This is a genomic window from Micromonospora sp. NPDC048986 (genome assembly GCF_040649335.1).
Lineage (GTDB): Bacteria > Actinomycetota > Actinomycetes > Mycobacteriales > Micromonosporaceae > Micromonospora > Micromonospora alfalfae.
The window spans coordinates 608,892-631,686 of record NZ_JBEZFJ010000001.1 but is presented as its reverse complement, the minus strand read 5'-3'; the positions used below and the strand labels follow the sequence as shown (position 1 = coordinate 631,686).

Here is a 22,795-nt window from a genome sequence, read left to right as displayed (position 1 = left end):
GGGTCGGGGTAGGCGGACCCGCCCGACGGTAGTTCACGACGCGATCCGGCGACAGTGCGATCAGTCACGCCTCGACTGGTCCAGGGAGTCGCGGACGGCGACGGAGAGCGAGACCGCCTCGGCCAGGTCGACCGGCCGCACCACCCCGGCGGGCAGCGTGTCGGCTCGCCAGCCGGGGCCGGCGGCGAGCACCAGCAACGGGCGTCGGGGAGCGGCGAGCAGCGCGCTGAGTTGGGTCGGATCGGCAGTGGCCCGAGTGTGCGACCAGAGCACCACGGCGGCCGGGCCGGTCCGGTTGACCGCCTCGACGAGGGCGGCCACCGGCACCCGGGCGCCGAGCATCCGGTAGCTGACGCCGGCCTCCGCGAGAGCTGCCGCCAACGCCTCCAGCGGCAGGGTGTGCTGTTCCTCGTCGGCGCAGGAGAGCAGGATCCGGGCCGGCCCGGTGGGGACGTTGGCCCGGCTGGCCGCCGCGAGCGCCTCCGAGACGCAGCGGGACACCAGGTGTTCCACCTCGATCAGGCCGGCGGTGGCGGCGTGCCGCTCGCCGATGCCGACGAGCACCGGGCGCAGCAGGCCCTCCCAGGTGGCGACGACCCCGCTGGCGGCCAGGGTGTGCGCGATGGTCTCGCTGATCGCCGCCGCGTCCAGTCGCATGGCCGCCCGGGCCAGGCCGCGGGCCGCCGGACCGGCGCGGCCGACCGGGATGGAGCTGCCGCCGTCACGGCCGGTGGGGTGGATCCGGGCGGGAGCGACGGTGCCGTTGGGCGTCGGGTCTGGTGCCTGGCGGGCCCACTGGGCGGCCTCGGCGGGGCTCACCCCCTCGGCGGTGAGTCGTCGCATGATCTCGAGACGGGCCAGGTCGGTGGGTGTGTACCGGCGGTGGTGACCGGGGATGTGTTCGCTGGGCCCGAGCCCGTAGCGCTGGTGCCAGGTGCGGAGGGTCGTCACCGCGACCCCCAACCGACGTGCGACAGCGCCCGCGCTCAGCGCCTCATCGACCACCCGACCGCTCCGCCGTGTCGGCCGCCGACGATCCGGGCGGCGTCATGGCCGGGCCGGTTGCGCCCGACCGGGACGCCGCGGGGCGGAGCAGCCGGCTCACCACCCCGCCCAGCCAGGGCGCGTACGACCGGGGGTCACGCTTCAACTCGACCTCCAGGGCGGCGGGGTCGGCCCACCGCAGCTCGGCCACCTCGTCCGGGTCGGGCAGTAGCGGAGCGCTGGGCAGGAACTCGCCTCGCAGCACGTGGTCGTACTCGAACTCGACCCGACCGGTCGCCGGGTCCTCGGCGTAGTAGACGTAGATGCCGACCTCGGTCAGCTCGACCGGACCCGCGCCCAACTCCTCGCTCAGCCGTCGGTTGGCCGCCTCGGCGAGCGACTCGCCAGGCTGGGGATGGCCGCAGCAGGAGTTGGCCCAGCGCAGCGGGAACCGGGTCTTCACACCGGCTCGGCGCTGGAGCAGCACCTGGCCGTCCGGATCCACAAGCAGCACCGAGAAGGCCCGGTGCAACTGCCCCGGCGGTTGGTGCGCTGCCGCGACTGTCGTCTCGCCGTGGGCCTTGCCGGTCTCGTCGACGAGTTCGACGAGGTGCTTCTCACGACCGCTCATCGGCCCTCTCCGGTGATCCGGCCGGCGGCGAGCTTGCCGGAGATGAGCACCATCGGCACGCCGACACCGGGTTGGGTCCCGGAGCCGACGAAGACCACGTTCGACAGGTCGCGGTGCAGGTTGGACGGGCGGAACGGGCCGGTCTGGAAGAGGGTGTGCGCGGCGGCGAACGGGGTGCCGGCGGCCATCCCCTGCTCCTCCCACTCGGCGGGGGTGATCGCCCGGAGCACCTCGACCCCGGCGCCGAAGCCGACGTAGCCGCGCTCCTCCAGGGTGCCGATCAGCTGGTCGGTGTAGCGCTGGGTCAGGTCGCCGCGCCACTCGAACGGCGCCCGGTGCAGGTTGGGCACCGGGGCGAGCACGTAGTAGGTGTGTCGGTCCGGCGGTGCGACAGCGGGGTCGGTCCGGCTCGGGTTGGTCACCAGCAGCGACGGATCGGTCATCAGCTCACCCCGTCGGATGACCTCATCGAAGGTGCCCTTCCACGCGCGTCCGAAATGGATGTTGTGATGGGCGATCTTCGCATAGGCCTGTCGGGAGCCGACGTGCAGAACGACGCAGGACGGCGAGTAGGTGAGCCGGCGCTGCGGCGCGGCGGGGAGCAGGTCCCGGTAGGCGACCGGCAGGTCGGGGTTGAGCACCACCACGTCTGCCGGGACCAGGTCGCCGTCGGCGGTGAGCACGCCGGTGGCGCGGCCGTTCACTGTCTCCACCCGGGTGACGGTGGTGTCGTACCGGATCTGCACGCCGTGCTTCTCGGCCGCGCCGGCCATCGCCCTGGAGACCGCGTGGATGCCGCCGCGTGGGAAGTAGACCCCGGCCACCGAGTCGAGGTACGCGATGACCGCGTAGATGGCCAGCGCGTCGTGCGGCGCGAGGCCGGCGTACATCGCCTGGAAGGAGAAGATCCGCTGGGTACGCGGATCCCGGAAGAACTGGTTGATCTTCGTTTGGAGGCGTCGGAAGGCCCCGCCGCTGAGCAGCTTGAGCAGGTTGCCGGTGATCAGGTCGGTCGGCGCGTCCAGGTTGCGCTCGATGAAGTCGGTGCGCTCCAGCCGCCACAGCTCCCGCGCGTACTCGACGAACCGCAGGTAGCCGTCGGCCTCCCGGGGCCCGCAGACCCGGGAGATCTCGGCAGCCATCCGGGTGGTGTCGGTGAGCACGTCGAGGGTCGAGCCGTCCGGGTAGTACGCCCGGTAGGCGGGGTCGAGCGGCGTCAGGTCCAGCCAGTCGTGCAGCTCCTCGCCGACAGCGCCGAGCGCCTCGGCGATCAGGTCGGGCATGGTGAGCACCGTCGGGCCGGTGTCGAACTCGTAGCCGTCCACGCCGAGGCGTCCGGCCCGCCCGCCGGGCACCGGCTCGCGCTCCAGCACTGTCACCTGTCGACCACTGCCGGCCAGGTGCAGCGCGCAGGCGAGCCCGCCCAGCCCGGCCCCGACGACCACCACCCGGTCCGTCCGTCCTGTCACAGTCCGCACGTGACCACCTCCTCGCTCAAGTCGCTCATCAGGCCCGCCGGTTGGCAGCGGCGGTGGCCAGTCCGGTCAACGCGGTCCGCGCCGTCTGGTCCACGGGTGCGGCGTCGAGCGTGGCCAGCGCGTCGCTGACCCGCTCGGCGATCATCTGCTCCACCCGGGTCACCGCGCCGGTCTCGGCGACCAGCTCGGCGAGCGTGTCGACCGGTCCGTCGGCGGCCCGCTCCAACGCCGTGAGCTGTGCCGGCGTGGCCAGCTCACGGGCCAGCATCAGCAGCGTGGTCGGTTTGCCGGTGCGGAGGTCGTCGCCGGCCGGCTTGCCGGTGGCCGCCGGGTCGCCGTAGACGCCGAGCAGGTCGTCGCGGAGCTGGAACGCTTCGCCGACAGCCAGGCCATAGCGGGTGTACGCGGAGACCAGCGGGTCGTCGGCGGGCAACCCGGCCAGGCAGGCACCGAAGAGCAGTGGTCGCTGGACGGTGTAGCTGGCGGTCTTGTAGCGGGCCACCCGTAGTGCCCGGTCGACCGACCAGCGGCCCGGGTCGTTCTCGCCGAGCACGTCCAGATACTGCCCGGCGACCGTCTCGACCCGCATCTGGTCGTAGCAGCGGCGCACCTCGAAGAGTCGCGTCGACGGCACCGAGGCATGGGCCAGCAACTGGTCGGCCCAGACCATGCAGAGGTCGCCGATGAGCACGGCGACTGCTTCACCGAACCGGCCGGGATCACCTCGGTGGCCGGCGGCGACGTGCTGTTCGGCGAGCGCGACGTGCGCGGTGGGCCGGCCGCGGCGGGTGGTGGACGCGTCCATCACGTCGTCGTGCACCAGCGCGAAGGTGTGCAGCAGCTCCAGCGCGGCCAGCGCGGGCAGCACGGGTGGCAGCGCCGCGGTGCCACCGACGGCCCCACGCCATCCCCAGTAGGCGAACGTGGAGCGGATCCGCTTGCCGCCGGTCAGGACGGCCTCCCGCGCGGTGGCGGCGAAGCGACCCATCGACGCGTCGATGTCGTTGAGGTTGTCGACCTCGGCGGTGAGGAAGGTGTCCAGCGTCTCGTCGACCGCCGTGACCAGATCGTGGGTATAAGCAGCCAGAACGGCGCGGACCGGATCGTCCCCGTCCCCCGGCCCTGTCGGCGCCACGCGGGTCACGTTGCCCGCAACTGCGTCGTTGGCCATGCGGCTGAGCGTACCCTAGGCTACGAGTTGCGTCGATTGGTGCGTCGATAAATGGAGGAGGGCCGGTGGAAACTGATCTCACCGCTGCCTATGACCGGTGCCGTGAGCTGCACAAACGCCACGGCCGCACCTACTATCTCGCCACCCGCCTGCTCCCCGCTTGGAAACGACGACATGTGCACGCCCTCTACGGGTTCACGCGGTACGCGGACGAGATCGTCGACCGCACCGAGGACCTGCCGCCGGCCGAGCGGGCCGCCCTGCTGGACCGCTGGGCCAGCCAGTTCGTGGCCGGTCTGCACGGTGCGCCGGTTGACGACCCACTGTTGCCGGCCGTGCTGCACACGATCGCCGTCTTCGATCTCGACCGGGACGACTTTGCGTCGTTTCTGAAGAGCATGGCGATGGACCTGACCGTGACCGCGTACCCGACCTACGACCACCTGCTCGACTACATGGAGGGCTCGGCGGCGGTCATCGGCACCATGATGCTGCCGATCCTGGGCAGCTCCGACCCGGTGGCGGCCCGGGAACCGGCCCGACAACTCGGCTTCGCCTTCCAGCTCACCAACTTCATCCGGGACGTCGCCGAGGACCTCGACCGGGGCCGCACCTACCTGCCCGACGAGGACATGGCGAAGTTCGGGGTCACCCGCGAGGAGTTGGCCGAGGCCCGCGCCCGGGGCCGCGTCACCCCCCGGATCCGCGAGCTGATCGAGTACGAGGTGACCCGCGCCCAGGCGCACTACGCCGCCGCCGCACCGGGCATCACCATGCTGGCGCCCGCCTCACAGGCCTGCATGCGCACCGCGTACGCCCTCTACGGCGGCATCCTCGACGAGGTGGCCGCGCAGGACTACGACGTCTTCGTCCGGCGGGCCCTGGTTCCGCAGCGCCGACGGATGGCGGTGGCCGCGCGGGCCCTGCTCAGCTCGACCGGTACGCCGGTAGTCATTCCCGGGCCGACGATCCAGCCGGAGAACCGGTGACCGCGAGCACGGCGATCGTGCTCCTCACCCGCGACCTGCGGGTGCACGACCACCCGGCGCTGGCCACCACCGCCGCGGCCTTCGACCAGGTGGTCCCGCTGTACGTGCTCGACCCGGCGCTGGCCGACCTCTCCGCCAACCGCACCCGCTTCCTGCACCAGGCCCTTGCCGACCTGCGCGACCAACTTCGTGAGCGTGGTGGCGACCTGGTGCTGCGGCACGGCGACCCGGTGGCCGAGACGATCCGGCTGGCCGACGAGGTCGGGGCCACCGCCGTCGCGCTCTCGGCCGACGTCAGCCACTACGCCGTCCACCGGGAGCGGCGACTCCGCGCCGAGTGTGAGCGGCACCGGCTGCACCTGCGACTGTTTCCCGGGTTGACGGTGGTCGAGCCGGGCGCGTTGCGGCCCGGTGGCGGCGGGGACCACTACCGGGTTTTCAGCCCGTACCACAGGGCCTGGGCGGCCAACCGGTGGCGCGAGGAGCTGGCCGCGCCGCGCCGGATCGCACTGCCCGATCGGGTGCGGGTGGGCCGGCTGCCGGCGCTGCCGACCGGAGACTCGCCCGACGCGGCCATCGGTGGTGAGCGGATCGCCGGGCGGCGGCTCACCGACTGGCTGCCCGACCTGACTCGGTACGGCGATCAGCACGACGACATGGCCGGCGACGACACGTCCCGGCTCAGCCCGTACCTGCGCTTCGGCTGTGTGTCCCCGCTGGCGGTGGCGAACCGCGCCGGCGACCGGTCCGGCCCGTTCGTCAGGCAGCTCTGCTGGCGCGACTTCTACTACCAGGTCACCGCCGCCTTCCCGAAGATCTCGACGGCGGCGTACCGGCGGGGTGCCACCGAGCAGTGGCGCTACGACGACGACGCGTTGGCGGCCTGGGCCGAGGGACGCACCGGGATGCCGATCGTCGACGCCGGGATGCGGCAGATGCTGGCACAGGGCTGGATGCACAACCGGGCCCGGCTGATCACCGCCGGCTACCTGACCAAGCACCTCGGGCAGGACTGGCGGTCCGGGGTTGCGGTGTTCTTCCGCTGGCTGCTCGACGGGGACGTGGCGAACAACTCCGGCAACTGGCAGTGGGTCGCCGGCACCGGCAACGACACGAAGCCCTACCGGGGGTTCAACCCGGTCCGGCAGGCCGAACGGTACGACCCGGACGGCGACTACGTGCGCCGGTGGGTGCCGGAGCTGGCGACAGTGCAGGGCAGGGCCATTCACCAACCATGGCGGCTGGCCGAGGCCCTGCGCCAGACACTCGACTACCCACCGCCCCTCTCGGTACCCGGCACCGACCCCGTCTGGCTGCGCTGATCAGAGCACCGAGTGCAACGCCTCGACCAGCTCGTCCACCCGGTCGTGCTCGGCGAGGTGCGCGGTGGCGTACGCGAAGGTGTAGCCGCGCTCGGGGTCGGCCCACGCGCTGCTGCCGCCGATGCCGCCCATGCCCCAGCTGCCGTCCGGCTCCCACTGCATACCCAACGTCCAGCGGGCGTCGCGATCCAACACCAGGTCCGGCCCGTCGTACTGGACCCGTGTCGCCTCCGCCACCAGGTCGGGGCTGAACAGCCGAACCCCGTCAAGGACACCACCGGCCAGCAGGCCGGCGTAGAGCCGGGCCAGGCTGGGGGCGGTGGCGTGCAGGTTGACGGCCGGCATCTCGGCGCCCCGCCACAGCGGACTGTTCAGCACGGCCAGGTCCAGCCCGCCGGCCGGGTTGCCCAACGCTCGCGCCCGCAGTGACCCCGGCTCGCCGAGCTTCCGGCTCGGCCATCCCGGGTCGGCGTACCGCAGGTCCGCGCAGCGCAACTGGTCGGCCTCGGTCAACCCGAACCCGAGGTCGAGCTGCCACCGGTCGGCGATCTCCTCGGCCAGGAAGCGGCCCACCGACCGTCCGTCGACGCGGCGGACCACCTCGCCCACCAGATGCCCGTACGTCCAGGCGTGTTCCCCGGCGACCGAGCCCGGCGACCACTCGGGGTCGGCGGTGGCCAGGTCGCCGGTGAGCAGCGCCCAGTCGGCGATCGCGGCGGCCGGTCGCGGCACCGGAAAGGCCGGCAGCCCGGCGGTGTGCGACAACACCTGACGCACCGTGGCGGGAGTGCGGAACTCGGGCCAGTACCGGTCCACCGGCGCGTCGAGATCGACAGCTCCCCGGTCGACGAGCAGCAACAGGCAGAGCGCCGCCACCGGCTTGCCGACCGAGTAGACGTTCACCAGCGTGTCCGGCAGCCACGGCTCGCCGCCCGGCCCGTGGCCGCGGCGGGAGCCGCCGGTCAGGTCCACGACCGGCTGCCCGTCGTACCAGATGGTCAGGGCCGCGCCGGTGTCCCGGCCGGCGGCGAGCATGTCGTGGAAGCAGTCCCGGACCGGAGCGAAGCGTGCGTGCATCCGGCCACGGTAGGCGTCCGGGCCGGTGCGCGTGCCGACTTTTCCGCCGACCCCGGTGGTTGGGGTGGTGTCGCTGGGGGATGCTGTTCGGTGTGGCGGAGCCGGAGTTGGTGGACGTGGTGGTGGTCGGGCTCGGGGTCGGCGGCGAGGAGGTGGCCGAGCGGCTTGCCGAGGCCGGCCTGAGCGTCGTCGGCGTCGAACGGGATCTCGTCGGCGGGGAGTGCCCGTACTGGGGCTGCATCCCGAGCAAGATGATGATCAGAGCGGCCAACGCACTCGCCGAGGCTCGCCGGGTCGACGGGCTCGCCGGGACGGCGCAGGTCCAACCCGACTGGGCGCCGGTGGCGAAGCGGATCCGCGAGGAAGCCACCGACACCTGGGACGACACTGTCGCGGCGGAGCGGTTCGTCGGCAAGGGTGGCCGGCTCGTGCGGGGCAGCGGCCGGCTCGACGGTCCGCGCCGGGTCCGCGTCGGTGACCAGATGTTCGAGGCCCGACACGGGGTGGTGCTGGGCACCGGCACCCGACCGTCAGTGCCGCCGATCGACGGCCTGGCCGACACGCCGTACTGGACCAACCACCAGGCGATCGAGGTCGAGGAGCTGCCGCAGTCGTTGCTCGTGCTGGGTGGCGGCGCTATCGGCCTGGAGTTGGCGCAGGTCTTCGCCCGCTTCGGGGTCCGGGTCACAGTGGTCGAGGCGCTCGACCGGGTGCTGGCCATCGAGGAACCCGAGGCGTCCGAGGTCGCCGCCGCGGCGCTGCGCGCCGACGGCGTGGAGATCCACACCGGGGTACGCGCGGAACGGGTCGAACACGACGGGACCAGGTTCACACTGCACGGTGGCGGCGGCGCGCAGTTCACCGCCGACCGGCTGCTGGTGGTGACCGGGCGCAAGGCCCACCTGGCCGAGCTGGGCCTGGACACGATCGGCCTGGACGCCAGCCAGCGTTACCTCCCGGTCGACGACCGTCTGCACGTCACGGACCAGGTCTGGGCGGTCGGCGACATCACCGGTGAGGGTGCCTTCACGCACATCGCCATGTACCAGGCGGGGATCGTGATCGCCGACATCCTGGCCCGCGCCCGGCAGGCGAAGGCGGGGGCTGACGCCAGCGGCACCTCCAGCGTGGTCGGCGGAGCGATGGGCGCGTCCAGCTCGTTGGCCGCCAGCGGATCGAGCGGATCAGCCGGCACCGTCCCGCGCGCCGACTACCGCGCGCTGCCCCGGGTGACCTTCACCGATCCCGAGATCGGCGCGGTAGGGCTCACCGAACAGCAGGCCCGCGAACGCGGCATCAACGTGCAGGTGGGTTTCACCAAGCTCGGCAGCTCGACGCGCGGCTGGATCCACCGGGTCGGCGACGACGGGTTCATCAAGGTCGTGGCGGACGCCGACCAGGGTGTGCTGATCGGCGCCACCTCGGCCGGCCCGGCCGGCGGTGAGGTGCTGTCCGCGCTGGTGGTGGCGGTGCATGCGGCGGTGCCGCTGAGTCAGCTCCGACACATGATCTACGCGTACCCGACCTTCCACCGGGCCATCGAAAGCGCCCTACGCGACCTGTCCTGACCCCAGCCCGCCCTCAGGGCCCTGGCAATGCCGCGCGCCCCGCGCGCTGCGGCTGGGCATGATCCACTCGCGTTCCAGGAAGTCGGGGTGTCCAGGGCACTGGAACCCCGCGACCTCGTTGAAACCGAGTCGATCATGGTCGCCGGCATCGGCGACGGTGGGAAGAATGCGGCAGCGGGCCAGCAAACGACGGGCAGATTGCTGTTCATTTCTTTCATCCAGGTGACGTACGATTGCGACCGTGACCAAGCGGTTGACTGAAGTTGCCAAGAAGGCGGGCGTCAGCGAGGCCACCGTCAGCCGGGTGCTCAACGGCCGCGACGGGGTTTCCGAAGCGACCCGCACCGCCGTGCTCACGGCGCTGGACGTGCTCGGTTACGAGCGGCCGACAAAGCTGCGCGGCGAACGCGCCCGGCTGGTCGGGCTGGTGCTGCCCGAGTTGCAGAACCCGATCTTCCCGGCGCTGGCCGAGGTGGTCACCGGCACTCTCGCTCAGCGCGGCTACACCCCGGCGCTCTGTGCCCGGACCATCGGCGGGGTCTCCGAAATGGACTATGTGGAGATGCTCCTCGACCACCAGGTCTCCGGGGTGATCTTCGCCGGTGGCTCGTACGCGCTCGCCGACGCCCGGCACGACCACTACCGTCGGCTGACCGACCGAGGGCTTCCGGTGGTGCTGGTCAACGCCGGTGTGGACGAGCTGGGTTTCCCCCGGGTCTCCACTGACGACGCGGTGGCGGTGGAGCAGGCGTACGGGCACCTGCGCTCGCTCGGGCACGAACGGATCGGCATGGTGCTCGGCCCGGAGGGGCACGTGCCGTCGCGGCGCAAGCTCGACGCGATGGTCCAGGCCGCCGGCTGGGACGAGGGCGACGCCGAGTGCGTCGAGCGTTCCAGCTTCTCGATGGAGGGGGCGCGGGTCGCCGCCACGAAGTTGGTCGAGCGGGGCGTGACAGGCATCATCTGCGCCAGCGACGTGCTCGCGTTGGGCACGATCCGGGCGGCCCGACGGTTGGGGCGTTCGGTGCCGGCCGACGTGTCGGTGGTGGGTTTCGACGACTCCGCCTTCATGACGTGCACCGATCCGCCGTTGACCACCGTGCGGCAGCCGATCGAGACGATGGGGCAGGCCGCAGTGGATCTGCTGGTCACCCAGATCGAGGGTGCCGGCGTCCTTCAGGACGAGCTGCTGTTCGAGCCGGAGTTGGTGGTGCGGGGTTCCACCGCACCCGCCCCCGGCCGCTAGGCACCACACCGAACGACGCTTCGGCCGTCGACCGCCTCTCGCGGTCGGCGGCCGTTTTCGTCGTTGCTGGACCCGGTCGCCATCGACAGGGCCGAATGACCGGCCATAAGGGATCAATAGCCGGCAAACAGGACTGCTTTCAGCGCCTTGCCAACATCTGTCGTCATCACGTCGTGTCCTTTCGGCACAGGGTCGATACCTTGCCGAAATGAGTCGGCCTCGCTACAGTGACTCCACTCACACCTGGCTCCGACGCAGCTACTGGGCGTCAGGTCGTATCACCGCAGATCAGCGAAGGTCATTGGAGACACCCGTTCCCGAAGGGATGGACAGATGTCCGTACCGCAATACCGAAAGGCTGCGGCGGTTGCGCTCGTGGCCGGCCTGGGGCTCAGCCTCACGGCATGCTCCACGAAGAGTGACGACAAGGGCTCGAACGCAGGTGGCAAGGTCACCATCACTGTCGACTGCCAGCCGGTCGGCGCCCAGAAAGAGCTGTTGAAGAACTGGAACGACGACGTCGCCGAGTTCCAGAAGCAGAACCCGGACATCACCATCAAGAGCGTCAGCGTCGGCGAGCAGTGCAACAACCCGCCGGACTTCACCGCCCGCCTCGCCGGTGGCACCGTGACCGACGTCTTCTACGGGTACATGACCGACCTCCAGCAGGTGCTCGACTCCGGTCAGGCGATGGACATCAGCCAGCACGTCAACAAGGACGCGATCCCGACCTGGGAGAGCGTCGACCCGGCGCTCAAGGAGGTCTTCACCGACGGCGGCAAGCTCTACGCCGTTCCGGTGAAGAACTACTCGATGGGCCTGGTCTACAACAAGGTGCTGTTCCAGCAGGCCGGGCTGGACGTGAACAACCCGCCCAAGACCTGGGCCGAGGTCCGGACCGCCGCCAAGAAGATCTCCGCGCTCGGCAACGGCATCGCCGGCTACTCGGAGTACAGCGCCGGAAACACCGGCGGCTGGCACTTCACCTCCCTGCTCTACTCGCAGGGCGGCCGGGTGCTCACCGAGGACGGCAAGAAGGCCGACTTCAACAACCCAATGGGCAAGCAGGTCCTGCAGAACCTCAAGGACATGCGGTACGGCGACAACAGCATGGGCGCCCGTCAGCTGCTCCAGTGGGGTGACCTGCTGACGAACGCCGGCGCGGGCAAGGTCGGCATGTTCATCGGCGCGCCGGACGCCACCCAGGCGATCGTCAGCCAGTTCCAGGGCAAGTTCCAGGACTGGGCGATGGCTCCGCTGCCCGGCCAGGACGGCGCGGCGAAGGGGACGCTCGGTGGTGGCGAGGGCTACTTCTTCAAGAAGGACCTCACTCCCGAGCAGGTCAAGGCCGGTCTGAAGTGGATCGCGTACCAGAAGCTCACCCCGGGCAAGGGCCAGTTCGACTACGTCCGGGCCAAGCCGCAGAACTACCCGGTCGGTCTGCCCCAGCCGCTGCTCTTCGCCAACGGCAGTGACGCGCAGAAGCAGGAGCTGGAGCTGCGCAAGGCGAACGCGAACGTCGACACCGCGAACTTCGCGCTCTTCGAGGCGACCCCGGTCCCGATCAAGGGTGAGCCGCGCAACGCCCAGGCCGTCTACGCGGTGCTCGACGCCGCGATGTCGGGTGTGCTGACCAACCCGAACTCGAACATCGACGCACTGCTCAAGACCGCTGAGGAGAAGGTCAACCAGCTCCTCGCCGCCGAGAGCTGACCGATCGTGTGGGGGTCGGGACGCCGACCCGACCCCCACGCCACCCGCACCACATCTCGACGTCACCGACTCACCCAGGAGTTGCCTTGGCGATCACCACCGTCCCGGAGACCCCCAGGAAACCGGGCCGCCCGCCGTCGCCGTACTCGGCGAGGCCGCAGCGCACCAGCCTCGGCCGCAAGGTACGGGACAACCTCACCGGTCACGCGTTCCTGATCGGGGCGGTGCTCTGCTTCGTCGTCTTCTCCTGGTACCCGATGGTCCGCGGCATCGTGATGAGCTTCCAGCGCACCCGGCGCGGCGAGACCACCTGGGTGGGCTGGGACAACTACTCCCGCATCATCGCCGACCCCAGCTTCTGGACGGCCTGGCAGAACACCTTCTACTTCACCGTCCTGGCGCTGGCCCTCGGCTACGTGGTGCCGTTCTTCGTGGCGATCCTGCTCAACGAGTTCCGCCACGCCAAGGGGTACCTGCGGATCCTGGTCTACCTGCCGGTGATGCTGCCGCCGGCCTCGGCGCTGTTCCTCTTCAAGTTCTACGCGTACGACCCGAGCGAGGCCGGGCTGTTCAACGCGATCCTCAAGGCGCTGCACCTGCCCACCTCGCAGTGGATGCAGTCGCCGGAGATGACGATGCCGGCGATGGTGCTCGCGTCGACCTGGATGAACATGGGCGGCGCTGTGCTGATCTACCTGGCGTCGTTGCAGAACATCCCCGGTGAGCTGTACGAGGCGGCGGAGCTCGACGGCGCCGGGATCTGGCGGCGGATCGTCCACGTGACGATCCCGCAGACCCGGTTGATCCTCGCGCTCCTGGCGATGTTGCAGATCGTCGCCACCATGCAGCTCTTCATCGAGCCCCTGATCCTCGCCAACGGCGCGGGCGCTGAGGACTCGGCGACCTCCGTGGCGTACCTCATCTACCAGCACGGGTTCTTCCAGAACGACCTCAACGGCGCCGCCGCGCTGGGCGTGATCATGCTCGTGGTGCTGGCCGGCTTCTCCGCCGTGTACGTGCGGCTGACTGCGAAACAGGACTAGGACGGCGAGGAATGGCACAGGATTCCGGAACCCGGACCCTCATCTCTCAATCCCAGCTCAGCCGGGGGCGCGGCCGGGTCATCTACTGGACGCTGCTGGTCGTCGTGGTGGCAGGGTTCACGCTGGTCTTCCTCGGGCCGCTCTACTGGATGGTCACCGGGGCGCTCAAGTCCGGCCAGGAGATCGCGCAGACCCCTCCGTCGCTGTTCCCGAAGGACCCGCAGCCGCAGAACTACATCGACGCGTGGAACAACCTGGCCCTCGCCAAGCTGCTCTTCAACACCTTCTACTACGCGATCGGCGCGGTGCTGTTCCAACTGGTCTTCGACAGCGCCGCCGCGTACTCGTTGTCCAAGCTTCGGCCGATCTTCGGCAACGCGATCCTCGGGCTGATGCTCGCCACGCTGATGATCCCGGCCATGGTCCTCATCGTCCCGCAGTACGTGACGGTGCTCGACCTGCCGATCCTGCACATCAACCTGCTGGACTCACCGTTCGCCATCTGGCTGCCGATGGTCGCCAACGCGTTCAACATCTTCCTGCTGAAGCGGTTCTTCGACTCGATCCCCGAGGAGCTGATGGCGGCGGCCCTGATGGACGGGGCGACGTCGCTGCGCACGCTCTGGTCGATCATCCTGCCGCTGTCGCGTCCCATCCTCGGCGTAGTGTCGATCTTCGCGGTGACGGCGGTGTGGAAGGACTTCCTCTGGCCGAAGCTGGTCATGCCCTCGCCCGAGACCCGGACGGTGAGCGTCGGCATCTACACCTTCGCCGGTGGCACGCCGATGAACGTGGTGATCGCCGCGTCGGTCATCGCCGCGATCCCGACGGTCATCATCTTCCTGATCTTCCAGCGGAACATCATGTCCGGTCTGACCACGGGCAGCATCAAGGGCTGACCACCACCGCATCCGTCCCCGCGGCGAACAACGACAGTTCGCCCCACACATGACCAGGTCCGGCGAGTTCGCCGACGTACTGACGCAGAAAGCAGGTGCTCGTGTCCACAGCTGACAGAAGTCCGTGGTGGCGGGGAGCGGTGATCTACCAGGTGTATCCCCGGAGCTTCGCCGACGGAAACGGCGACGGCATCGGCGACATCGCCGGCATCCGGTCCCGGCTGAACCACCTGTCCGCGCTCGGCGTCGACGCGATCTGGTTCAGCCCCTGGTACCCGTCCCCGATGGCGGACGCCGGCTACGACGTCTCCGACTACCGCGACATCGACCCGGTCTTCGGCACCCTCGCAGAGGCGGAGGCGCTGATCGCCGAGGCGCACGAGCTGGGCATCCGGACCATCGTCGACGTGGTGCCCAACCACTGCTCCGACGCGCACCCCTGGTTCCAGGCTGCCCTCGCCGGCGGGCCCGACGCGCCCGAACGGGACCTGTTCTGGTTCCGGCCCGGCCGCGGCCCCAACGGCGACGAGCGGCCCACCGACTGGATCGGCGAGTTCGGCGGGCCGACCTGGACGCGCACCACCAACCCGGACGGCACCCCCGGCGACTGGTACCTGCACCTGTTCGCCCCGCAACAGCCGGACCTCAACTGGGACCACCCGCGGGTGCGGGAGGAGTTCGAGGACATCCTGCGGTTCTGGTTCGACCGGGGCGTGGACGGCATCCGGATCGACTCGGCCGGGCTGCTGGTCAAGGACGCGACGCTGCCCGAGGTCCTACCGGATCAGCCGCACCCGTTCCACGACCTGGACGGGGTGCACGACGTCTACCGGGGCTGGCGTCGGGTCGCCGACGAGTACGCCGACCGGGCGCTGATCGGTGAGGTGTGGCTGCCGGACCGGCAGCGGTTCGCCAACTACCTGCGCCCGGACGAGCTGCACGCGGCGTTCAACTTCGACTTCCTCGGCTGCGCGTGGGACGCCGCGGCGCTGCGGGAGAGCATCGACGGGACGCTGAGCGCGCACGCACCGGTCAACGCGCCGGCCACCTGGGTGCTCTCGAACCACGACGTCACCCGGCACGTCACCCGCTACGGTCGCGCGGACACCCGGTTCAGCTTCGCCGCCAAACGCGAGGGGACCCCCACCGACCTGGAGCTGGGCACCCGCCGGGCCCGCGCCGCCGCGCTGCTCTCACTGTCGCTGCCCGGCGCCGCCTACGTCTACCAGGGCGAGGAGCTGGGCCTCTACGAGGTCGAGGACATCCCGTACGCGATGCGACAGGACCCGATGTGGGAGCGGTCCGGCCGGATCGACCCCGGTCGGGACGGCTGTCGCGTACCGCTGCCGTGGGCCGGGGACGAGCCGCCGTTCGAGTTCAGCCCCGCTGGTGCCGCAGCGCCCTGGCTGCCGCAGCCGGCCGACTGGAAGGACCGGACGGCCAGCGCGCAGACCGGCGACTCGGCCTCGATGCTGGAGCTGTACCGGGCGGCGATCCAGGCCCGAAGGGCCGACCCGGCGCTCGGTGACGGTGAGCTGACCTGGTTGCCCGCCCCGGACGGGGTGCTGGCGTTCAGCCGTGGCGGTGGCTTCACCTGCCTGGTCAACCTGTCCGCCGCGCCGGTTCCGATGCCAGCTCAGGGGGAGTTGCTGCTGGCCAGCGGACCGCTCGACGACGGGTTGTTGCCGTCCGACACAGCGGTCTGGCTGCGTACCGCCGAATTCACCGACGGGCCGCGCGGGGCGGACGGCCCGGCCTGACCTGACTCTGCCCGCCGTGGTGCCGGCGGCCCGTCCCGGCCGCCGGCACCACGCCACCAAGAAGGGAGAACCGAGGGGGGACGCGCGACACCGCACCGACACGGGGGGACCTGGCCTGCCTGACGAAAGGGAGAGCGCAGCTCATGGCCAACCACACCACCGGCACCCCGCACCACCTTCGACACCCGACCCGGGCGCTGTTGGCCGCCATCGCCGCCACAGTGCTCGCCGCCACCTCGGTCACCGTTCTCGCTGTCACCGGCACCGCGACCCCGGCCTCGGCGGCGGGGTTGTCCCCCTTCGACATCCCCAACCGGGGCGCGACAGTTCCGTTCGTCGAGCAGGAGGCGGAGGAGACCGCTCACAACGGCACGAAGATCGGCCCGGACCGGCGTTACGGCACGCTGCCGTCCGAGGCGTCGGGCCGGGAGGCGGTCACCCTCGACGCCGTCGGCGAGTACGTCGAGTTCACCCTCACCGCCCCGGCCAACGCGGTGACCTTCCGCTACAGCCTGCCGGACAGCCCGGCCGGCACCGGTCGGGACGCCGCCATCGACCTGCGGGCCAACGGGGCGCTGCTGAAGTCGGTCCCGGTGACGTCGAAGTACGGCTGGTACTACGGCGGATACCCGTTCAACAACAACCCGGGTGACACGAACCCGCACCACTTCTACGACGAGACCCGGGCGCTGTTCGGCAGCACCCAGCCGGCCGGCACGAAGATCCGGCTCCAGGTCTCCTCGACCGCGCAGTCGCCCACGTTCACCATCGACCTGGCCGACTTCGAGCTGGTCGCCCCGGCGATCACGAAGCCCTCCGGTGTGCTCGACGTGGTCACCGACTTCGGCGCCGACCCGAGCGGCGCGACCGACTCGACGGCGAAGTTCCAGGCGGCGGTGGACGCCGGCAAGGCCCAGGGCCGGGCGGTCTGGATCCCGACCGGCACCTTCACCCTCTGGGACCACGTGGTGGTCGACGGGGTGACGCTGCGCGGTGCGGGCCCCTGGTATTCGGTGCTCGGCGGCCGGCACCCCACCGAGCGGAACAGATCCGTCGGCATCTACGGCAAGTACGTCCCCGGTGGCGGCTACACCGGCCCGGTCCGCGCACACGAGGCGAACGGGCCCAGCCGCAACGTCACGCTGCGGGACTTCGCGATCATCGGCGACATCCGCGAGCGGGTCGACGACGACCAGGTGAACGCCCTGGGCGGGGCGATGACCAACTCGGTGGTGGACAACCTCTGGCTGGAGAACACCAAGGTCGGGGCGTGGATGGACGGCCCGATGGACAACTTCACCATCCGTAACAGCCGGATCCTGGACCAGACAGCGGACGGGGTGAACTTCCACACCGGGGTGACCAACTCGACGGTGACGAACACGTTCGTCCGCAACACCGGCGACGACGCGTTGGCGATGTGGGCGCAGAGCGTGCCGAACGTCAACAACTCCTTCACCCACAACACCATCGGGGTGACGCTGCTGGCGAACCACCTGGTCAGCTACGGCGGTCGGGACATCAAGATCACCGACAACGTGACTGCCGACTCGCTGACCAACGGCGGCGGCATCCACGTCGCGAACCGCTACCCCGGCGTGCAGGGCGCCACCGGAGTCCAGGGCACCTGGACGATCGCCCGGAACACGTTGATCCGTAACGGCAACTCGGACTACAACTGGAACTTCGGTGTCGGGGCGATCTGGTTCTCCGCGCTCAACGAGGCGTTCCAGAACCCCACCATCAACATCACCGACACCGACATCCTGGACAGCTCGTACGCGGCGCTGCACTGGATCGAGGGCCAGACCAACGGGATCAACCTCAACAACGTACGGATCGACGGCGCCGGCACGTACGCGCTCCAGGTGCAGGCGAACAGCCAGGTGTCGTTCACCAACGTGCGGGCCACGAACATCGCGCAGAGCAACCCGATGCACAACTGCGTGGGCACCGGCTTCCAGATCACCCAGGGTTCGGGCAACTCCGGTTGGTACACCCCGACCCCGTACTGCGGCCCGTGGCCGAACCCGCAGTGGGGCGGCGGACCCACCTCGCCGCCGCCGACCACCCCGCCGCCGACCACCCCGCCGCCCACCACCCCGCCACCCACCACCCCGCCGCCCACCACCCCGCCGCCGACCAGCGGCAACCTGGCACTGGGCCGGTCCACGACGGCGACCAGCACCAACCAGAGCTACACGGCCGCCAACGTGGTGGACGGCAACGCGTCGACGTACTGGGAGAGCGCCAACAACGCCTTCCCTCAGTCGGTCACCATCGACCTGGGTGCGTCCCGGTCGGTCGACCGGGTGGCGCTCAAGCTGCCCGGCGGTTGGGAGCAACGCACCCAGACCCTGTCGGTGCTCGGCTCCACCGACGGGTCGTCGTACACCACTCTGGCCTCGTCCGCCGGTAGGGTCTTCGCCCCAGGTGCGGGTAACACGGTGTCGATCGGGCTGCCCTCCGGTGGCCGTCGCTACATCCGGGTCACCGTCACCGGCAACACCGGCTGGCCGGCAGCGCAACTCTCCGAGGTCGAGGTGTACGGCGGCACCCAGACCACCCCGCCGCCCACCACACCACCACCGACCACGCCACCACCGACCACGCCGCCCCCCAGCGGCAACCTGGCGGCCGGACGGTCGATCACCGAGACCAGCCACTCCGACGTGTACGCCGCCCCCAACGCGGTGGACGGCAACGCGAACACCTACTGGGAGAGCGCCAACAACGCCTTCCCACAGTCGTTGACAGTGGACCTGGGCGCTGACCGGTCGGTGTCCCGGGTCGTGCTGAAGCTCCCACCGTCATCGGCCTGGCAGACGCGTACGCAGACGCTGGCGGTGCTCGGATCCACCAACGGCTCGACGTTCAGCACCCTGAAAGCGTCGGCCGGCTACAGCTTCAACCCGGCCAGCGGCAACACGGTCACGGTGACCTTCACGGCGACCACCCAGCGGTACCTGCGGCTGACAGTCACCGGCAACAGCGGCTGGCCGGCCGGTCAGCTCAGCGAGTTCGAGGTCTACTCCAGCTAGATCGGCTGCCCCCGCCCGGACCGGGCGGGGGCACCCCCGGCGCAGCGCCGCGCCGGCCGTCCGACCCCGTCCCCAACCCGCACCGTCCCCCACCTGTCGCGGAACGACGGGCGTACCAGTGCACCCGTCACCGGACAACGCACCCACACCCACCCCCGAAAGAGGTGTAGCGACCCCATGTCCAGGACCGGCACCAGACGAGGCACGCCGCAAACCGGCGCGCCCACCACCGTCCCCCGCACCGCCCGCACCGGCCGCCGTCGGATGCTCGCCGGCGCGCTCGCCGGGATGCTCCTCGCCACCGCCCCGGTCGTCACCCCCATGGCGAGCGCGGCACCGGCGGCCGACCCGTCCGCGGCCGCCGCCCGGGTGGCCATGCTCGCCGGGCTCTCCGCCACCATGACCGCCAGCAGCTACAACCAGAACTACGTCGCGGGCAACGCCAACGACGGCAACGCGTCGACCTACTGGGAGAGCGCCAACAACGCGTTCCCGCAGTGGATCCAGGCGGACCTGGGCGCCACTGTCAGCGTGGACCGGGTGGTGCTCAAGCTGCCACCCGCGTCGGACTGGCAGACCCGTACGCAGACGCTGTCGGTGTTGGGTTCGACCAACGGCTCGTCCTTCACCACCCTGAAGGCGTCCGCCGGCTACACCTTCAACCCGAGCAGCGGCAACACCGCGACCGTCAGCTTCACCGCGGCCAGCACCCGCTACGTACGCGTGCAGGTCACCGGCAACACCGGTTGGCCGGCCGCGCAGCTCTCCGAGGTCGAGGTGTACGGCGCCACCGGCAGCACCGACACCCAGGCACCCAGCGTGCCGGGCAACCTGGCCTACACCCAGCCGGCCAGCGGACAGATCCGGCTCACCTGGTTGGCGTCCACCGACAACGTCGGGGTGACCGGCTACGACGTCTACGCCAACGGCGCGCTGCGGGGCAGCGTCAACGGCTCGACGCTCACGTACACCGACAGCCAGCCGACAAGCGCCACCGTGTCGTACTACGTGCGGGCCAAGGACGCGGCCGGCAACCAGTCGGCGAACAGCAACACGGTGACCCGGACCGGCACCGGCAACCCGCCGACCGGTTCCAACCTGGCGATCGGCAAGCCGATCAGCGCCTCCGGGTTCGTGCACACGTTCGTGGCGACCAACGCCAACGACAACAACGTGGCCACCTACTGGGAGGGCAACGGCAACCCGAGCACGCTGACGGTGCAGCTCGGGGCGAACGCCAGCCTCAGCCAGGTCGTCGTGAAGCTCAACCCGGACTCGGCGTGGGGCGCGCGTACCCAGAACATCACGGTGCTCGGCCGGGACCAGGGCTCGTCGAGCTTCACCACACTGGTCGGCGCGGCGAACTACAGCTTCAACCCGAACAGCGGCAACACGGTGACCATCCCGGTCTCCGGCGCGGCGGCCGACGTACGGCTCTCGATCGCCTCGAACACCGGTGCTCCGGCCGGTCAGGTCGCTGAGTTCCAGGTCTTCGGAACTCCGGCGCCGAACCCGGACCTGACCGTCACCGGCATGTCGTTCAGCCCGTCCGCACCGGTGGAGACCAGCACCATCACGCTCTCCGCGACGGTGCGTAACGCGGGCTCGGCGGCTTCCGGCGCGACGAACGTCAACTTCTACCTGGGCTCCACCCGGGTGGGCACGGCTTCGGTCGGCGGTCTCGCGGCCGGTGCCTCGACCACCGTCAGCGCCAGCATCGGCACCCGGGACTCGGGCAGCTACCCGCTCAGCGCCAAGGTCGACGAGTCGAACACCGTCGTCGAGCAGGACGACACAAACAACAGCTACACCAACCCCAGCCCGTTGGTCGTCGCCGCGGTCGCCACCTCCGACCTGGTCGCCTCGGCGGTCGCCTGGTCGCCGGGCAACCCGTCGGCGGGCAACACAGTGACCTTCTCCGTGTCCATCCGCAACGCCGGCAACCAGGCGTCCGCCTCCGGTGCGCACGGCATCACCCTGACAGTGCTCAACGAGTCCGGCACCGCGGTCCGTACCCTGACCGGCTCGTACTCGGGCGTGATCAACGCCGGCGCCACCGTCGGCCCGATCAGCCTGGGCACCTGGACCGCCGCGAACGGCAAGTACACCGTCCGGGTGGTGCTCGCCGTGGACGGCAACGAGCTGCCGGTGAAGCAGGCCAACAACACCACTGACCGGCCGCTCTTCGTCGGTCGCGGCGCCAACATGCCGTACGACATGTACGAGGCCGAGGACGGTGTGATCGGCGGCGGCGCCAGCGTCGTCGGACCGAACCGGGAGATCGGCGACCTGGCCGGCGAGGCGTCCGGTCGGCGGGCGGTGACCCTCAACTCGACGGGCAGCTATGTCGAGTTCACCACCCGGGCCAGCACCAACACGCTGGTCACCCGCTTCTCCATCCCGGACGCGCCGGGCGGCGGTGGGATCAACTCGACACTGAACGTCTACGTCAACGGCACCTTCCACAAGGCCATCGACCTGACGTCCCGGTACGCCTGGCTCTACGGCAACGAGGCCAGCCCGGGCAACTCGCCGAGCGCGGGCGGACCGCGGCACATCTACGACGAAGCCAACGTCATGCTCAACTCCACTGTCCCGGCCGGCAGCAAGATCCGTCTCCAGAAGGACCCGGCCAACACCACCACGTACGCCATCGACTTCATCAACACCGAGCAGGTGGCGCCGATCGCCAACCCGGACCCGGCGCGCTACACCACGCCGACCGGCTTCACCCACCAGGACGTGCAGAACGCCCTGGACCGGGTGCGGATGGACACCACCGGCAACCTGATCGGGGTGTACCTGCCGGCCGGCAACTACTCCACCTCGTCGAAGTTCCAGGTGTACGGCAAGGCCGTCCAGGTGACCGGCGCCGGTCCCTGGTACACCCGGTTCAACGCCCCGTCGGGCCAGGACAACACCGACATCGGCTTCCGGGCTGAGAACTCGGCGGCGAACTCCTCCTTCAAGAACTTCGCCTACTTCGGCAACTACACCTCGCGGATCGACGGTCCGGGCAAGGTGTTCGACTTCGCCAACGTGTCGAACATCGTGATCGACAACATCTGGAACGAGCACATGGTGTGCCTCTACTGGGGCGCGAACACCGACTACATGACGATCAAGAACTCCCGGATCCGGAACATGTTCGCCGACGGCATCAACATGACGAACGGGAGCACCAACAACCTGGTCAGCAACAACGACGCCCGGGCCACCGGCGACGACAGCTTCGCGCTGTTCTCGGCCATCGACGCGGGCGGCGCCGACATGAAGGACAACATCTACGAGAACCTGACCTCGACCCTCACCTGGCGGGCCGCCGGTGTCGCCGTGTACGGCGGATACGGCAACACGTTCCGCAACATTTACATCGCGGACACCCTGGTCTACTCGGGCATCACCATCAGCTCGCTGGACTTCGGCTACCCGATGAACGGCTTCGGCGCCAACCCGCCGACCCGGTTCGAGAACATCTCGATCGTGCGGGCCGGTGGTCACTTCTGGGGTGGGCAGACCTTCCCGGCGATCTGGGTCTTCTCCGCCTCGAAGGTGTTCCAGGGCATCCGGGTCAGCGACGTCGACATCATCGATCCGACCTACAGCGGCATCATGTTCCAGACCAACTACGTCGGTGGGCAGCCGCAGAACCCGATCACCGACACGGTCTTCACGAACGTCTCGATCAGCGGTGCCCGCAAGAGCGGGGACGCCTACGACGCGAAGTCCGGCTTCGCCATCTGGGCGAACCCGATGCCGGAGGCCGGGCAGGGGCCGGCCGTCGGGTCCGTCACCTTCACCAACCTCCGGTTGAGCAACAACGCGGTGGACATCCAGAACCCCACCTCGACGTTCACCATCATCCGCAACTGA

Annotated in this window: 16 protein-coding genes; 11 read left to right on the top strand and 5 right to left on the bottom strand. The window is 70.1% G+C overall.

Features of this window, described 5'->3' with window-relative positions; all coding sequences use genetic code 11:
- Positions 1-60: 60 nt before the first annotated feature.
- From AB0B94_RS02900 to AB0B94_RS02885, 4 genes are read right to left on the bottom strand one after another with little or no spacing between them, the layout of a single operon-like run.
- Entirely contained in the window at positions 61-1,005 is a 945-nt protein-coding gene (locus AB0B94_RS02900) for a MerR family transcriptional regulator (protein WP_357267692.1), read from the bottom strand.
- Positions 995-1,615, bottom strand: a complete 621-nt coding sequence (gene idi, locus AB0B94_RS02895; RefSeq protein ID WP_357267690.1) for an isopentenyl-diphosphate Delta-isomerase — start codon at positions 1,613-1,615, stop codon at positions 995-997. Before idi ends, AB0B94_RS02900 begins: the two co-directional genes overlap by 11 nt.
- The gene (crtI, locus tag AB0B94_RS02890) at positions 1,612-3,093 is read right to left on the bottom strand and encodes a phytoene desaturase family protein (protein ID WP_357203073.1); all 1,482 of its coding nucleotides are present in this window, start codon (positions 3,091-3,093) and stop codon (positions 1,612-1,614) included. Before crtI ends, idi begins: the two co-directional genes overlap by 4 nt.
- Positions 3,094-3,121: 28 nt before the next feature.
- The gene (locus AB0B94_RS02885) at positions 3,122-4,264 is read right to left on the bottom strand and encodes a polyprenyl synthetase family protein (RefSeq protein WP_357267688.1); all 1,143 of its coding nucleotides are present in this window, start codon (positions 4,262-4,264) and stop codon (positions 3,122-3,124) included.
- Positions 4,265-4,329: 65 nt separating this feature from the next.
- Here AB0B94_RS02885 and AB0B94_RS02880 point away from each other — a divergent pair, with 65 nt between their 5' ends.
- Together AB0B94_RS02880 and AB0B94_RS02875 are read left to right on the top strand one after the other, a co-directional pair.
- Positions 4,330-5,253 (top strand): phytoene/squalene synthase family protein, encoded by a 924-nt coding sequence (locus AB0B94_RS02880; protein ID WP_238672784.1) that lies wholly within the window; start codon positions 4,330-4,332, stop codon positions 5,251-5,253.
- Positions 5,250-6,575 carry a deoxyribodipyrimidine photo-lyase gene (locus AB0B94_RS02875; protein ID WP_357267685.1) on the top strand — a complete coding sequence of 442 codons (1,326 nt, stop codon included), beginning with the start codon at positions 5,250-5,252 and terminating at the stop codon, positions 6,573-6,575. The genes AB0B94_RS02880 and AB0B94_RS02875 overlap by 4 nt, the downstream gene beginning before the upstream one ends.
- On the opposite strand, the gene AB0B94_RS02870 is transcribed toward AB0B94_RS02875, so the two are convergent.
- Positions 6,576-7,652 carry a serine hydrolase domain-containing protein gene (locus AB0B94_RS02870; RefSeq protein ID WP_357267683.1) on the bottom strand — a complete coding sequence of 359 codons (1,077 nt, stop codon included), beginning with the start codon at positions 7,650-7,652 and terminating at the stop codon, positions 6,576-6,578.
- Positions 7,653-7,732: 80 nt separating this feature from the next.
- On the opposite strand from AB0B94_RS02870, the gene AB0B94_RS02865 reads away from it, so the two are divergent.
- The 9 genes from AB0B94_RS02865 (at position 7,733) to AB0B94_RS02825 (ending at position 22,795) form a co-directional block, all read left to right on the top strand.
- Positions 7,733-9,220, top strand: a complete 1,488-nt coding sequence (locus AB0B94_RS02865) for an FAD-dependent oxidoreductase (RefSeq protein WP_357267681.1) — start codon at positions 7,733-7,735, stop codon at positions 9,218-9,220.
- An 87-nt stretch (positions 9,221-9,307) separates the two neighbouring features.
- On the top strand, positions 9,308-9,481 hold the full coding sequence (locus AB0B94_RS02860; RefSeq protein ID WP_357267679.1) for a hypothetical protein: 174 nt from the start codon (positions 9,308-9,310) through the stop codon (positions 9,479-9,481).
- Positions 9,462-10,466, top strand: coding sequence for a LacI family DNA-binding transcriptional regulator (locus AB0B94_RS02855; protein WP_112677526.1), 1,005 nt, complete (start codon positions 9,462-9,464; stop codon positions 10,464-10,466). The genes AB0B94_RS02860 and AB0B94_RS02855 overlap by 20 nt, the downstream gene beginning before the upstream one ends.
- A 333-nt stretch (positions 10,467-10,799) precedes the next feature.
- Positions 10,800-12,179 (top strand): extracellular solute-binding protein, encoded by a 1,380-nt coding sequence (locus AB0B94_RS02850; RefSeq protein WP_357267676.1) that lies wholly within the window; start codon positions 10,800-10,802, stop codon positions 12,177-12,179.
- Positions 12,180-12,265: 86 nt separating this feature from the next.
- The gene (locus AB0B94_RS02845) at positions 12,266-13,222 is read left to right on the top strand and encodes a sugar ABC transporter permease (protein WP_091395964.1); all 957 of its coding nucleotides are present in this window, start codon (positions 12,266-12,268) and stop codon (positions 13,220-13,222) included.
- Positions 13,223-13,233: 11 nt separating this feature from the next.
- Complete coding sequence (locus AB0B94_RS02840; RefSeq protein WP_357267674.1) at positions 13,234-14,121, top strand: carbohydrate ABC transporter permease; 888 nt, start codon at positions 13,234-13,236, stop codon at positions 14,119-14,121.
- Between the two features lie 101 nt (positions 14,122-14,222).
- Positions 14,223-15,881, top strand: coding sequence for a glycoside hydrolase family 13 protein (locus AB0B94_RS02835; protein ID WP_357267672.1), 1,659 nt, complete (start codon positions 14,223-14,225; stop codon positions 15,879-15,881).
- A gap of 143 nt (positions 15,882-16,024) precedes the next feature.
- Positions 16,025-18,922, top strand: coding sequence for a discoidin domain-containing protein (locus tag AB0B94_RS02830; RefSeq protein WP_357267669.1), 2,898 nt, complete (start codon positions 16,025-16,027; stop codon positions 18,920-18,922).
- 177 nt (positions 18,923-19,099) lie between these two features.
- The gene (locus AB0B94_RS02825; protein ID WP_357267667.1) at positions 19,100-22,795 is read left to right on the top strand and encodes a discoidin domain-containing protein; all 3,696 of its coding nucleotides are present in this window, start codon (positions 19,100-19,102) and stop codon (positions 22,793-22,795) included.